This window comes from Vibrio sp. THAF64 (genome assembly GCF_009363455.1).
GTDB lineage: Bacteria > Pseudomonadota > Gammaproteobacteria > Enterobacterales > Vibrionaceae > Vibrio > Vibrio coralliilyticus.
Genome location: NZ_CP045355.1, coordinates 176,160 through 189,948 on the forward strand (window position 1 = coordinate 176,160; position 13,789 = coordinate 189,948).

The following is a 13,789-nucleotide window of genomic DNA, read 5'->3' on the forward strand; positions in this document are numbered from 1 at the left end:
GATTTTATTATGTCACAACGTTATGTCGCTTCAGAAAAATTGCTAGAGAGAGCGCTAAAAGCAATCCCACTCGGGTCACAAACTTTTTCTAAAAGTATGACTCAATTTCCACATGGTGTATCGCCCTATTTTGCTAAAAAGGCGAAAGGTGCCCAGATATGGGATGTCGATGGAAATGAATATATTGACTTTATTAATGGCCTTTTGAGTATTTCTATTGGGTATGCCAATGATGACATTAACAATGCTGTAAAGGCACAGCTAGAGAATGGGGTAACTTTTTCTTTATCACATAGTCTGGAAGTTGAAGTCGCGGAAAAACTTATTGATTTAGTCCCTTGTGCAGAAATGGTTCGATTTGGCAAAAATGGTACGGATAGCACTTCTGCAGCGATTCGATTAGCGCGGGCGTACACGAAAAAAGATATTGTGCTCGTTTGTGGTTACCATGGATGGCAAGACTGGTATATAGGGTCGACAAGCCGAAGCCTGGGGGTGCCGGAGGTGACTCGCTCGCTGACAAAGGTTTTTAAATACAACGATTTGCAATCTTTTGATCAACTGATTCATGACTATAAAGACCAGATAGCTGCGGTCATTATGGAGCCAATGAATGTAGAGTTTCCTCAAGCTGGTTTTCTTGAGCACATTCGTGAAGTCACGAAAAATGAAGATATTGTAATGGTCTTTGATGAAACTATTACAGGATGTCGCTTTTCCCCTGGTGGAGCTCAACAACTATTCAACGTAACGCCTGATCTTGCGACGTTTGGTAAAGGTATTGGCAATGGATTTCCTCTTTCTGCTGTTATGGGAAGAAAGGATATTATGGTGCTGATGGAGGATATTTTTTACTCGGGGACGTTTGCCGGTGAAACGTCTTCTTTAGCTGCTGCGAATGTCGTACTTGAGAAAGTGAAAAACGATAAAGTGTGTGATTACATAGCTGAATTAGGGGAGTATTTAATAGCCAATCTGAAAGATCTCATTGACAAGCAAGACCTACAAAAAGTGGTGCGTGTCGTTGGTCACCCCTCTTGGTCATTTATCACTTTCTCCGATTGTGAAAACGCAACGTCTTTAGAGATTAAAACACTGTATATGCAAGAAATGTTTAAGCACGGAATCTTATCATTTGGTTCGCATAACCTAAGCTTTTCTCATACTAAAGAACATATTGATGCGCTCCTAAAGGCTTACAATGAATTTTTTGTATTACTAAAACGTAGTCTTGGAAACGGTGATATTACAGCGCAGTTAGATTGTGACGTTCTGGTACCGCTATTTAAAGTACGATGAAAGTAGTTTTTAGGGTAGATGCCTCTATTTATATAGGTAGCGGTCATGTGATGCGCTGCCTAGTGCTTGCTGATGAGCTAAAAAAGAGAGGAGCGGAAGTAAAGTTTTCTTGTATCGCCCAACAAGGGGACATGATAGATTTCATTGAAAAAAGAGGGTACAAGGTCGAGGTTTTGCATCTAGGAGCTTCGATATATGTACCGAGTAGCCCAGTTGACTACGTGGGTTGGTTAAGAAGATCTGTTATTGAAGATGCGAAAGATTTTGTTGCGACGCTCATTTCTGCTGATTTAGTTATTACTGATCACTATGCGATTGGTAGAGAGTGGCAAGACCTAGTTATCGATTCTATGAATTGTCGACTGCTAGCGATTGATGACTTAGCAAGATGTCACAGAGCAGATTTGATTTTGGATCAGACGCTAGGTCGTTTAGAAAGTGATTACAATGAATCAAAAGCTCCAGCGCTTGTGGGGAGTGATTATGCTTTATTGCAGCCTCGCTTTTCTATTAAAAGAGAGTTCGCTCTGTCAAAGGCGTTGAGTAACGATAAACCTAACGTACTGATATCCATGGGGGGAGTTGATGCTCCAAATGCGACTTTAAAAGCCTTAAATATTTTACATCCTAATGTAAGTGCCAACTTCACAGTCCTGTTATCTCCAAGATCGCCGAATTTTCAACAAGTAGCAACATGGTGTTCACGTTACTCTAATGTTACTCATCTAGATTTTGTCTCTGATATGGCTGGTTTAATGCTAGAGCATGACATTGCTATTGGAGCCCCTGGTACTACAAGTTGGGAAAGAGCTTGTTTGGGTTTGCCGAATGTAATCGTCCCCCTTGCTGATAACCAACAGATGATCAGCGAAGAGCTTGTTAAATATGGTGCAGCGATAAAAGTTGACATTGAAGACATTCCAAGTCGGTTACTTTCTAGCTATCAAACGACACTTCGACACTGGGAGGCGTTTAAGTTGGCTAACCTTAGTATCTGCGATGGACGTGGTGTAAAGCGAGTAGTGTTTGAAATTGAACAGTTATTTAGTGTTAGTGATGACAGTTATTGTCTTGAAAAAGCGACCCAACAAGATATTAAACAAGTTTATGAATGGCAATGCCACTCAGAAACAAGAAAGTACGCATTGAACACGAATATTCCATCATGGGTTGAACATCACGAGTGGATGTATAAGAAGTTGCAGTCCCCATCAGACTATTTCTATATGGTAATTGACAAAGAAAGTGGCGAAAAAGTGGGAGTCGTGCGTTTAGATAGAAAACGGGCTGGCCACTACCTTGTATCTATCTTTATTGATCCAATGAGTTATGGAAAGGGCATAGCCTCTGAAGTTCTTAAGTTAGTGGATCTCATCTACCCTGACATTACTTTGCATGCAAAGGTACTAAAAGCTAATTTAGCTTCTCAAAGGCTCTTTCAGAAAGCTTGCTACCAACAAACCGATGAAGAAACTTATGTCCGACACCCTATCTATTGAGGCAAAAATGAAGCCATTTATCACTATTGACGGCCGAAAAATCGGCCCAAATTTCCCACCATATATCATCGCAGAGCTATCCGCTAATCACAACGGTGATATTAATCGTGCATTCCAAATCATGGAAGAAGCCAAAAAGGCAGGCGCCGATGCGATAAAGCTGCAAACCTATACACATGAAACCATAACAATAGATTGTGATTCAGAGGAGTTTCAGATTCACGGGGGGCTTTGGGATGGGCAGACCTTATATGAGCTATATAAAGGTGCGCACATGCCTTGGGAGTGGCATCAACCACTGTTTGAAAAGGCAAGAGAGCTGGGTATTACAGTATTTAGTTCTCCATTCGACTTTAAGGCAGTTGATTTACTTGAAGAGTTAGATTCTCCTGCATACAAAATCGCATCTTTTGAAGTTATTGACTTACCACTAATAAAGCGTGTAGCTCAAACGGGTAAACCGATGATAATCTCTACTGGCATGGCTAATGAAGTCGAAATTGCAGAAGCCATTGAGACGGCTAGAAATAACGGTTGCCAAGAGTTGGTAGTTTTACATTGTGTTAGTGGTTATCCAGCCCCCGCAGAGCAATATAATTTAAGAACAATTGCTGATATTGCAAAGCGTTTTAATGTGCTTTCAGGTCTCTCTGACCATACGATAGATAACGCTACGGCAGTGACGTCTATTGCTCTGGGTGCTTGCTTAATAGAAAAGCATGTTACGATGGATAGAAATGGTGGTGGCGCTGATGATAGTTTTTCACTTGAGCCATTAGAATTAAGAGCCCTTTGCCAAGACACCGAGACTGCATGGCGGGCGTTAGGCAACGTAAACTACGAAAGAACTGAAGCTGAAAAGGGTAATGTGAAGTTTCGTCGTTCTCTATACATAGTGAAAACGGTTGAAAAAGGTGAAATTCTGACAGAAGAAAATGTCAGAAGTATACGACCGGGGTATGGTTTGGCACCAAAATATTACGAGCAAGTTTTAGGTCGTCGTGCTTTAAAAGCTTTACCTAAGGGTACAGCTTTGAAGTGGGAGGATTTATCTGATTTCTAAAGCAAAAATTAATAGGTATGAAACATGAATAACCCGAAAATACTTGAATGTACTCTACGTGACGGCAGCTACGAAATTGATTTCCAGTTTTCAAAAAAGAATGCAGATGATATTGCACTAGCCCTTGATGAGGCTGGATTTGAGCTTATAGAAGTAGGTCACGGTGTTGGATTAGGGGCAACAGAGAAAAAGATAGGTGTTGCGTTAGAGTCTGATGAAGTTTACATGAAATCCGCTGCCGAATCAGTCACGAATGGTAAATGGGGCATGTTTGCTATTCCAGGTATCGCTACCTTAGAGCACTTGGAAATGGCAAAAAACTACGATATGGATTTTATTCGTATTGGTTCCACTATTGAGGATTTTCCCAAGAGTGAAGCATTTGTTTCATCTGCTAAATCCCAAGGTATGATGACTTGCGCTAACTTTATGAAGTCTTACGCAGCTAAACCAGAAGATCTAGCCCAAGCTTCAAAACTGGCATTTGAGATGGGCGTGGATGCGGTGTACGTCGTAGATTCTGCAGGAGGCATGTTACCGAATGAAGTTAAGCTATATGTTGAAGCCATTTTGGCAGAGAAATCGGATGCTGTGATCGGTTTTCATGGCCACAATAACTTAGGTTTGGGTATTGGCAATGCCCTAGCAGCAATAGAAGCTGGCGCTTCTATTATTGATACGTCCTTACAAGGATTTGGTCGAAGTGCTGGTAATACGACAACTGAACAAATGTTGGGCTGTTTGGCTCGTATGGGTCTTGAAGGCAATATCGATCCTATCAAAGTTATGGACATTGGCGAGGAACTAATCAAACCAATGATAGAAAAGCGTGGCCTTACCTCCATAGATACGGTATCTGGTATGGCTCTATTCCACTCAAGTTACATGCCTGTGATCCATGAAATGTCTACCAAGTATCGTGTTGACCCTCGTCAACTTATTTCTGCAGTGTGTTCAGAAGATATTGTCAATGCAGAATCTGAGCTTGTAGAACATCATGCCAAAGCTATTGCTGAAGCCCACAGTAAAAAAGGAGCATGGAAACCGAGCTACAAAAATTACTTTGTGAATGAACAAGCTGAGTTATGATCGATAAAATATTGAGGGGCGATGGGGAAACCATCGCCATTGAATACAATGAAACGCAAATCACTTACCGTGAGTTAGAAGAGCAAGTTTTTCTTTCATGCCAAAAGTTAGATGACATCGGAGTAGGTCGAGGTTCAAGAGTTTGTTTGAAAGCAATTGAACCTGTGGACTACTTCGTGTTCCTCTTAGCGTGTTTTACAAAAGGGGCAGTTGTCTGCCCTTTATCCGATTCGTACTCAGACGAGTACGTTCATACTATTCTTGATATTTTCCAACCAGACGTAGTCGTTTTGTCTGAAGGGAAAGTGGAGCTCATTGAGCAACAAGAAAGGCATACACCTTGTTCGCTGCAAGCGATGGGATTGGTGACCTTTACCTCTGGTACTACGGGTGTGCCTAAAGGAGTGTGTCACAGTGTGGAGCGCCTTGTTAAATGTGCGGAAGTCTTTAATAAGCATAATAACTTAAGTTCTAACACAAAAATGATGCACGTTATGCCTCGTTTTTATATGGCAGGAATATTGAACACATTTTTGTCTCCCCTTGTTGCGGGCGGAACAGTTGTTCTAGGTAATACTTTTTCTGCTCAGAATGCGCCTGTTTTGTTTAAAAAGTACTATGACTGTAAAGCAAATACGATTTGGTTGAGTCCATCGATGTTATTGTTGTCCTCCAAAATGGCTAGAGATCCTGAATCAGTTGCGTGGCTTTCTAAATCCAGTTCCAAGGTATTTGTCGGAACCGCTCCATTACCTAGAAACAGTAAAGACTTCTTTAAGGACAAATTTTCCTGTGAAGTGCTTGAAAGCTATGGTACTAGCGAACTATTGTTTATCTCTTGTGCTCAATATGGGGAGGGTCAGGAAGAAGGTGTAGGACGCTTACTTGATGGGGTTAAGATGACGTTTGCACCAGATGATGAAATTTTGATTGAATCACCATGGGCGATGTTAGGCTACTTGAACGCCAAAGGTAATGGAAGAGAGAGTGGAGATATTGGCAAACTGAACAATGAAAAGCTACTTATTACAGGACGCAAGAAAGATCTGATTATTAAAGGTGGTCAGAATATCAGTCCTAGATATATTGAAGAAGCCGCTCTTGAATATGAAGGTGTGGACGAATCTGCTGTTGTCGCTGGAACACATCCGTTCTGGGGCGAAGTACCTATCTTGTATGTGTTGCCAAATGACGCTTACTGTGAAAAATCGCTAAGAAACCTGTTAGGGCAGAAGCTTTCTTCGGATCAGCTTCCAGAAAAAATATATACAGTAAAATCATTTCCTAAAACCGTTACAGGTAAGATAGTTAAAAATAGCATCGTTCAAGAGTGCAAATAGATGATTGTTGGCTTTTCACATTTAATCTTCAACACCCCCAAGGTTGAAACAGTTATTAATGACCTTAAAAACCAAGGTTATCAAATTGATTTTTCTGAGTTGGGTTTGCCTAACCACACCAACAAGAAACCTTTGCTAAAGTTCTACAGTGAGAAACATGATATCCATCTACTTCGTCATGAAACTCATTATGATGTGGAGGTTCTTAACCATTACAGTGAGACTAGCGAAGTTCAGAATCGTTTGTTCAACGACAAAGATAAAGTTGTCTCAATCATTATCCCTACTGGAAAACAACCATCAGAAAGTGAGTTCTGGGCTAACCTCGGATTTAAAGTGAATGACGGTGGTGTATATCTAAAAAGGCCTGTACCTGCTTGGGACATTGAAATACAATTCACAGAATCTTCGGCCACTTTGGTCGAGCAAAAACTGGATTTAAATGGTTTCACGTCTATTGCTTTTATCACAAAGAACCTACAAGCGTGCAAGCAGTTGGTAATGGAGAGTGCATCTTGGATTTCTGACACATTTTCCTTGGAAGTAAACGGGAAATCTCTTTCAATCGCTTTGATGAAATCACCGACCGGGATCATTATCGAATTAGTTGAGGTATAGAATGAAAATTACGGATCTATCAATGGTGTTGGAAGAAGGAATGCAGACCTTTGCTGCCCACTGGCACCCTTTTTATGAGTCAACACAGTTGGGTCGACATGGTATAGAGAACCGAGAAACCAGAAAAATTATTTTGGGTACTCATACCGGCACGCATATTGATGCTCCTCGACATTTTATCGCTGAAGGCGAAACCATTGAAAATATTTCACTGGAGCAACTAAATGGTCCAGCTCGAATCGTTGATTTTTCTGCCCTACCTGATAAGCATGAAATTACTGAACAAGAGCTGCGGTTAGCGCTAGGTGACAAATGCCCTGAGCGTTTAGTTGGAAGATTTGACTGGGACCTGAAACTCAACTCTAACGAATATTACACAGATCATGCATTCTTTTCTGAAGAAGCCTGCCAATGGCTGGTTGATAATGGGTGTAAAGTCATTGCACTCGATACACCACAACCAGATAACCCACTCAATGGACGTGGAGCTGAAAAAGATGCTCCTAATCACAAAATCCTGCTCGGGGCTGGTGTCGTTATCGTTGAATATTTGGTCGACATTCGAAAGATAGAAAAAGAAGAGATTACTCTTATTGTCGCACCATTGAAGATAAAAGATGGTGATGGTGCTCCTGCTCGATGTTTTGCAATTGAGGAAATGTAATGACAATTCAGCAAAAACTCCTTTCATGGTTTGAGCAACAATCTGGTCAAACTGACATTGTTCAAGAAGCTAATTACTTTGAAACTGGTCTTATTGACTCTTTTGATGTGATCATGTTGATGGACTATTGTGAATCTGAATTTGGGGTTGTGTTTTCGGAAAGCCAGTTTGAAGACAGACGATTTTCAACCATTCTGGGCTTAGTTGAGATTATTAATGAACTAAAAGGTTAAATTTTGGGAAAGGGATACTCTCTAGAAGCACTGACGAAAGCTATTCGTGAAGTAGGAGTTACAGAAGGTGATATTCTCTTCTGCCATAGCAATGTCGGTTATTTAGGTCTACCGGAAGGTGCCAAGAGCAAAAATGATGCTCTAGCAATGATATATTCTAGTATTCGGAGTGTGATTGGTGATAGCGGGACTTTGGTTGTCCCAACCTTCACATACTCATTTGGTACTCAGGAACGTTTTAATGTCGAAACCTCAGTATCAAATTGCGGTATGTTCTCTGAATATATTAGGCAATTGCCTGACTCTTACCGTAGTAATGACCCTTCAGTTTCTGTTGCAGCAGTAGGTAGGCACGCCGATGCTTTAACGCAGGTTATCGACGATAATGCATACTCTGATAGCAGTGTATTTGCTCGATTAATAGAGCAAAAAGTAAGGGTTTTTAATATTAACTTTGATGCTGGCACAACACTACTTCATTTCTTTGAACGCAAATATGAAGTTCCCTACCGATTTGACAAAACGTTTAGCGGAGAGCTGTATTTGGACGGTGATTACCACCAAGCAACATCGACACTTTGGGTTAGAGATCTTGAGATCGCTGGGTCGGAAGCTAATTTTGAGCGCTTTAATGAGTATGTGTCAGAGAAAGGAAGTTATGTTCGTAGCATCGTAGGTCGAGGCAATGTTGGGAGTATCACGATAGAAGATGTAGAAACTGCTTTCAAGGAACTACTAGCCCAAGACACTTGGTTTTTAACGAACAAAGGTAATTGAATGAAAACTTACGGCGATGAAATGCATGAGTTGGGGAAAAGACTATTTCCGATATGTCGTAGTTTAACTGGTAACGGAGTGCGTGAGACGTTCGATATCTTAAAAGAGCACTTACCAGACTTGGTGGTTCACTCTGTTCCTTCCGGATATCAAGCTTTTGATTGGCAGGTGCCTCAAGAGTGGAATATTAAAGATGCTTACGTTCTAAATGAAGCTGGTGAGAGAGTTATTGATTTTAAAAAGTCGAATCTTCATGTTGTTGGATACTCCGAGCCAGTGAATGAAAAGATGACACTTGAAACCCTGTGCGAACGTATCCACACACTTCCTGAGCAGCCTAATGCTATCCCATATATTACTTCTTATTACTCGAAGTATTGGGGTTTTTGCATGGCCGAAAAGGCAAAAAAGGCTTTAGTACCTGGTGAGTATCATGCAGTTATAGAGTCAGCACATTTCGATGGTGAACTGAACTACGGTGAAATTATCATTCCTGGTGAAAGTGAAAAAGAGGTCCTTATTTCTACCTACATTTGTCATCCTTCAATGGCGAATAATGAGTTATCAGGGCCTTTAGTCACTACGTATTTGGTGAAATGGCTCAAAGGCCTAAAAAATAGAAAGTACACATATCGTATCGTGTTTGTACCAGAGACAATTGGTTCAATTGTTTATATAAGCAAAAACTTAGAGCATCTAAAGAAGCATGTTGTCGCTGGTTTTAATATTAGTTGTGTAGGTGATGATAGAGCTTACTCATTTTTACCATCTCGGGCAGGGAATACGATTTCGGACAAAGCTGCACAGTATGTACTGAAAAATATTGACCCTGACTTTAAAACTTACAAGTGGTTAGATCGTGGTAGTGATGAGAGGCAATATTGTTCACCAGGTGTTGACTTGCCTATAGCGTCGATAATGCGCACTAAGTATGGCGAGTACCCTGAATACCACACTTCCTTAGATGACTTTACGCTAGTGACACCGGACGGATTACAAGGTGGCTATGATGCGATTAAACAGTCAATTGAAGTGATTGAAAGGGATTGTAGGCCCAAAATTACGGTTCTATGTGAACCGCAACTTGGTAAACGCGGGCTCTATCCTAATTTAAGTACTAAAGAGTCAGGTATGAAGGTACGAATGATGCTCAATCTTCTGTCTTACTGTGATGGTGAGCATACCTTGTTGGACATAGCTCAATTAATCGACGAATCGTTTGATGATTTATATGCAACGCTTCAGCCAATGATTGAAGCAGATTTAATAGTACTTCAATAATTTTAAGTTGCTAGTTAGCTTTATAGCCTAGATAAGAATACTCAAATTTAGGCTATATAGTTTTGTAAGATGAGAAACTGTAAAATAATATAGTGAGTTTAAATCTACTGATTGAGTTTTTTACTGAGAGATATTTATGATTATAGGCAAAAGAATAAAGTTAGAAGAATTAAACGCTGATATGGTTTCAGATACCTACGTCGCTTGGTTGAATGATCCTAAGGTGAACAAATATCTAGAGTCAAGGTATGTATCGCATACAATGGAGACGTGTAAAGACTTCGTGCAATCAGTGCAAGATGACGAAAACTCGGTGATGTTCGCAATATTTGAGCTGGAAAGCGGTACGCATATTGGTAATGTTAAGTTGGCAGAAATCAACCGTAGGTATAAGCGAGCAGAAATCGGCATTTTGATTGGTGACCAGAATGTTTGGGGTAGAGGCTATGCCCGAGAAGCTATTCAATTGTTGGAAGAATATGCAAAAAGCCAACTGTCGCTAAGAAGGATTACTGCTGGCTGCTACGATTGTAATGAACGCTCAGTAAGTCTATTTGAAAGTATGGGTTACAAACGAGAAGGGGTCTTCGTTGAGCACTTTATATTTGAAGGTCGCTATGTGGATAGCATAAGAATGGGCAAGCTAATTTAGGTTATTAAAAATGCAAAAAGATATCTTTCTTTCATCAGAAGCAGACCAATGGTTTAAAAGAAATATAGAATCACTCAAAGATAAGCTTGCAATAGACGATTATCTGTATCAAAACATTAAAAAGCTTGATGCAAAAGGTAAAGTGCTAGAAGTTGGTGCTTCAATAGGATATCGATTGGGTTGGCTTAAAAGTGATGGCTATCAAGTGGTCGGAATAGAGCCGAGTAAAGAAGCAGTAAACTACGGTATAGCGAACTCTGATTTAACTGAGTTGGAGCTATTGGTTGGTGATGCTAGTACTTTTCTAGATAAGTGTGTAAGCAAGTTTGACATGATCATTTTTGGTCATTCTTTATATTTGATGGATCCCGAAGACTTGCCAAATATAGTGGCTAATACAATGCGATTACTTAATGAAGATGGATATATCGTTATATTTGATTTTGATTCGGATCCTCAAAAAAACCCGTATCATCACAGAGAAAACCTATACTCCTATAAAATGGAGTTTGATACATTGTTTACGTGGAACCCTTGCTTCAAGTTGATAAGTAAAAAAATCATGCAACATGATGGTAGTACTTCGGTTGGAAATAAACATGAAGACTGTGCACTTTCAATTATAAAAAGAGTTGACTTAAAACACGCTTATCCGACATTAGCTTAGCACCAATGTTATTGAAAAATAAAATATTTTTACTAGCACTAAAAGGATTTGGTCTAACAGTAAAAATGATATTTATACTTACTATAGCAAAATTGCTGTCTGTTCAAGATGTAGCGGCTTATGGTGAGTTTATGTCTTATCTAAATATTATGCTAGTAATATTTGGATTTGAAATTTATGCTTATTCTCAAAGAAGAATAGCAACAAAAGATGATAAAATGTTTGAGATATTTAGCCATCTTAAAACTCAGGCTATAATCTCCATTCCACTCTTTGTCCTATTAGCCATACTTTATTTTATAGATTATATTTCAGTTTATTCATTCTACATGCTGATAGTACTGCTTTTCTTTGAACTTATTGCTCAAGAACTTGCTAGGTATTTAATCGCTTTAGATAGGCATGTGCAAGCTGCCATTGCTTCATTCATTCGAAATGGTGGTTGGAGCTTGATTGTTGTTATTTTGTTTATTAGTAACACAGAGTATAGAAACATCGACACGCTGTTTGGAGTATATGTGGTGATGTCGCTAATATCAGGATTGTACTCTTTTGTTAATATTAAAAAGTACTTTTCAAAAAATAAAACTAGCACGGAAGATGGCGATTTTAAAAACTGGTTTAAAGAATCTACTAGAAATTCAATTATTTATTTCATTTCTGGTATAGGCGCTAGTTTGTTATTTTTTATTGATAGATATACTTTATCTAAGCATGGCACTGATATCAGCTTAGCTACACATACTATTTTTATTGTAATATCGACATCGGTTACTTCACTATTACTATCGACGGTCTATTCATATAACCTACCTGACTTTATTCGTTCAGTTGGAAGTAAAGATTGTAATGTCATAGCCAAAAAAACTAGGAATATTTTATTAGAGCTTATAGTAGTTCTTGTTATCGTTAATGTGTCTGCCGTAATAATATTACCCTATTTGTTTGAATATATCGGCAAAGAGGAGTATTTATCTTCGATGGACTATTTCTTTGTTCTTCTTTTGGTGGCAAATATTAATTCATTATCTTATCTGCCACATTACTATATGTATGCGTCAGGTATGGATAAAAAATTATGTGCAGTGTCAGTGACAAGTGTAATAGTATTAATTCTCGCTATTTATATATTATCTCTTTCTAATTTAGAAATCATTTATACTGTTGGCTATAGTTTACTAATAACGTTTTCTTATCTGTTTTTAATAAAGTCAATAATATCATTTAGACATTTTAGGGTAGAAAAATGAAAAAGAACCTAATGCTTTATGCCTTTGATTCCGAATTGTGGAATGAAGTATCTCGAGAGCTTTCTAATAATTATAATATAAACAACGTAAAACAATTAGATCTGAAGCTGCTAGGGGCTTTTCATTTGGACAAAGAAAACCATATCGCTCCTAGCAGAGTGAATCTTAACCAAGACGATCTAATAATGTACAACCAGCTCGTTGCACGAAGAGGAACCTACTACAATTCGTTCCCAATGGTAAGAGACGAGTTTTATTACTTTATTAAGCTATCTGAAGAAATGCTCTCAAAGTCAGGTGTGGATTGCCTAGTGTTCCAAAACTTACCTCATGAAGGTTTCGACTACATCTTATATAGAGTAGCGCAAGAACTTGAGATTAAGACTGTTATTTGTCACCAATCAATATTTTCTAATCGATTTTATATCTTCGATACTATCGATGATTATGGTTATTTTAAAACGTCAGTTAAAAGTGACTATCCTCCAGTTGATTTGGAAAAGTATTTTGAGGAAGGCTTATGCTATATGAAGGGAATAGCTGGATTTTCGCCATTACCAGAGCTTATCTACTACAAATTTAGAGACCTAATTGATAGAGTTTCATTTAAAAAATTAAGGAAAAAAGGTTATTTTCGTCACCGAGCACTAAAGCTTATTGAAGGTATCGACAACTATGTATATAAAAAAAGAAAAGCAGAGTTTTTTTCAGCCAATCTTCAAAATCTTGTTAATGATAAAGTGAAGTATGTATACTTTCCCTTGCACCAGCAGCCGGAACTAACGACGTCAATTTTGGGTAAGGAATACGAAGATCAAGTGCTAGCTATAGAGCATTTGGCGAAATTACTTCCAGATGAAGTCAAAATAGTTGTTAAAGATAATCCTCGACAGGATAACAGATATCGTTCTTCTAGTTTCTTTAATCGTCTAATGAGTATTAAAAATGTCATACTGATTCACTCTTCAACGCCTTCTCATAAGTTGCTAGAGCATTCAATTTGTAGTGCGACGATATCGGGTACTATTGCATGGGAATCCGCAGTAGAGAATAAGTATTGTATCGTTTTCGGACATACTTGGTACATGGGTTTAGATAACGTATTAGAGTTGTCAGATCTTAAAGATAAATCAACTGACGATATTTATAACCTTATCTCTAGCGAAGTTAAATTTGAGCATACAGCGTGTAATAAAATATTCTCAAAAATGCCTGTCGGTATTGTTGATGACTTCTATTTACGTGGCGTCGATGGTTTTTCTTACCAAAGTAATGCGAAGTTAGTTGCCGCTGCTATAGAGTGCAATATTTAATGTATAGCCTTCGAGAAAACCACAGGTTAGATGGAGAATCAATA

14 protein-coding genes are annotated in these 13,789 nt (G+C 38.8%); all 14 read left to right on the plus strand.

The window, feature by feature from the left end; genetic code table 11:
* Positions 1-9: 9 nt before the first annotated feature.
* The gene (locus FIU99_RS00765) at positions 10-1,299 is read left to right on the plus strand and encodes an aspartate aminotransferase family protein (protein WP_006963379.1); all 1,290 of its coding nucleotides are present in this window, start codon (positions 10-12) and stop codon (positions 1,297-1,299) included.
* Positions 1,296-2,798, plus strand: coding sequence for a UDP-2,4-diacetamido-2,4,6-trideoxy-beta-L-altropyranose hydrolase (gene pseG, locus FIU99_RS00770; protein WP_006963378.1), 1,503 nt, complete (start codon positions 1,296-1,298; stop codon positions 2,796-2,798). The genes FIU99_RS00765 and pseG overlap by 4 nt, the downstream gene beginning before the upstream one ends.
* A 7-nt stretch (positions 2,799-2,805) precedes the next feature.
* A complete protein-coding gene (pseI, locus tag FIU99_RS00775; protein ID WP_038513989.1) occupies positions 2,806-3,861 on the plus strand; it encodes a pseudaminic acid synthase in 1,056 nt (351 codons plus the stop codon).
* Positions 3,862-3,885: 24 nt separating this feature from the next.
* Entirely contained in the window at positions 3,886-4,950 is a 1,065-nt protein-coding gene (locus FIU99_RS00780) for a 4-hydroxy-2-oxovalerate aldolase (protein WP_006963376.1), read from the plus strand.
* Positions 4,947-6,290 carry a class I adenylate-forming enzyme family protein gene (locus FIU99_RS00785; protein ID WP_006963375.1) on the plus strand — a complete coding sequence of 448 codons (1,344 nt, stop codon included), beginning with the start codon at positions 4,947-4,949 and terminating at the stop codon, positions 6,288-6,290. The genes FIU99_RS00780 and FIU99_RS00785 overlap by 4 nt, the downstream gene beginning before the upstream one ends.
* A complete protein-coding gene (locus FIU99_RS00790) occupies positions 6,291-6,908 on the plus strand; it encodes a hypothetical protein (protein ID WP_006963374.1) in 618 nt (205 codons plus the stop codon). It begins immediately after the preceding gene.
* A gap of 1 nt (position 6,909) precedes the next feature.
* The gene (locus FIU99_RS00795) at positions 6,910-7,572 is read left to right on the plus strand and encodes a cyclase family protein (RefSeq protein WP_006963373.1); all 663 of its coding nucleotides are present in this window, start codon (positions 6,910-6,912) and stop codon (positions 7,570-7,572) included.
* Complete coding sequence (locus FIU99_RS00800) at positions 7,572-7,805, plus strand: acyl carrier protein (protein ID WP_006963372.1); 234 nt, start codon at positions 7,572-7,574, stop codon at positions 7,803-7,805. Before FIU99_RS00795 ends, FIU99_RS00800 begins: the two co-directional genes overlap by 1 nt.
* 3 nt (positions 7,806-7,808) lie before the next feature.
* On the plus strand, positions 7,809-8,582 hold the full coding sequence (locus tag FIU99_RS00805) for an AAC(3) family N-acetyltransferase (protein ID WP_006963371.1): 774 nt from the start codon (positions 7,809-7,811) through the stop codon (positions 8,580-8,582).
* The gene (locus FIU99_RS00810; protein ID WP_006963370.1) at positions 8,583-9,863 is read left to right on the plus strand and encodes a DUF4910 domain-containing protein; all 1,281 of its coding nucleotides are present in this window, start codon (positions 8,583-8,585) and stop codon (positions 9,861-9,863) included.
* Between the two features lie 136 nt (positions 9,864-9,999).
* Positions 10,000-10,515: a GNAT family N-acetyltransferase gene (locus tag FIU99_RS00815; protein ID WP_039952742.1), complete on the plus strand. Its 516-nt coding sequence runs from the start codon at positions 10,000-10,002 to the stop codon at positions 10,513-10,515.
* Positions 10,516-10,525: 10 nt separating this feature from the next.
* Positions 10,526-11,182, plus strand: a complete 657-nt coding sequence (locus FIU99_RS00820) for a bifunctional 2-polyprenyl-6-hydroxyphenol methylase/3-demethylubiquinol 3-O-methyltransferase UbiG (protein ID WP_006963368.1) — start codon at positions 10,526-10,528, stop codon at positions 11,180-11,182.
* An 11-nt stretch (positions 11,183-11,193) separates the two neighbouring features.
* The gene (locus tag FIU99_RS00825) at positions 11,194-12,432 is read left to right on the plus strand and encodes a lipopolysaccharide biosynthesis protein (protein WP_157622151.1); all 1,239 of its coding nucleotides are present in this window, start codon (positions 11,194-11,196) and stop codon (positions 12,430-12,432) included.
* Complete coding sequence (locus FIU99_RS00830; RefSeq protein ID WP_006963366.1) at positions 12,429-13,745, plus strand: hypothetical protein; 1,317 nt, start codon at positions 12,429-12,431, stop codon at positions 13,743-13,745. Before FIU99_RS00825 ends, FIU99_RS00830 begins: the two co-directional genes overlap by 4 nt.
* Positions 13,746-13,789: the final 44 nt, after the last annotated feature.

Bases quoted from the DNA above. Each gene is read 5' to 3' on its own strand.
- FIU99_RS00780 (WP_006963376.1), top strand. From the start codon at position 3,886: ATGAATAACCCGAAAATACTTGAATGTACTCTACGTGACGGCAGCTAC.
- pseG (WP_006963378.1), top strand. From the start codon at position 1,296: ATGAAAGTAGTTTTTAGGGTAGATGCCTCTATTTATATAGGTAGCGGT.
- FIU99_RS00830 (WP_006963366.1), top strand. From the start codon at position 12,429: ATGAAAAAGAACCTAATGCTTTATGCCTTTGATTCCGAATTGTGGAAT.
- FIU99_RS00790 (WP_006963374.1), top strand. From the start codon at position 6,291: ATGATTGTTGGCTTTTCACATTTAATCTTCAACACCCCCAAGGTTGAA.
- FIU99_RS00795 (WP_006963373.1), top strand. From the start codon at position 6,910: ATGAAAATTACGGATCTATCAATGGTGTTGGAAGAAGGAATGCAGACC.
- FIU99_RS00800 (WP_006963372.1), top strand. From the start codon at position 7,572: ATGACAATTCAGCAAAAACTCCTTTCATGGTTTGAGCAACAATCTGGT.
- FIU99_RS00815 (WP_039952742.1), top strand. From the start codon at position 10,000: ATGATTATAGGCAAAAGAATAAAGTTAGAAGAATTAAACGCTGATATG.
- FIU99_RS00820 (WP_006963368.1), top strand. From the start codon at position 10,526: ATGCAAAAAGATATCTTTCTTTCATCAGAAGCAGACCAATGGTTTAAA.
- FIU99_RS00765 (WP_006963379.1), top strand. From the start codon at position 10: ATGTCACAACGTTATGTCGCTTCAGAAAAATTGCTAGAGAGAGCGCTA.
- FIU99_RS00810 (WP_006963370.1), top strand. From the start codon at position 8,583: ATGAAAACTTACGGCGATGAAATGCATGAGTTGGGGAAAAGACTATTT.
- pseI (WP_038513989.1), top strand. From the start codon at position 2,806: ATGAAGCCATTTATCACTATTGACGGCCGAAAAATCGGCCCAAATTTC.
- FIU99_RS00785 (WP_006963375.1), top strand. From the start codon at position 4,947: ATGATCGATAAAATATTGAGGGGCGATGGGGAAACCATCGCCATTGAA.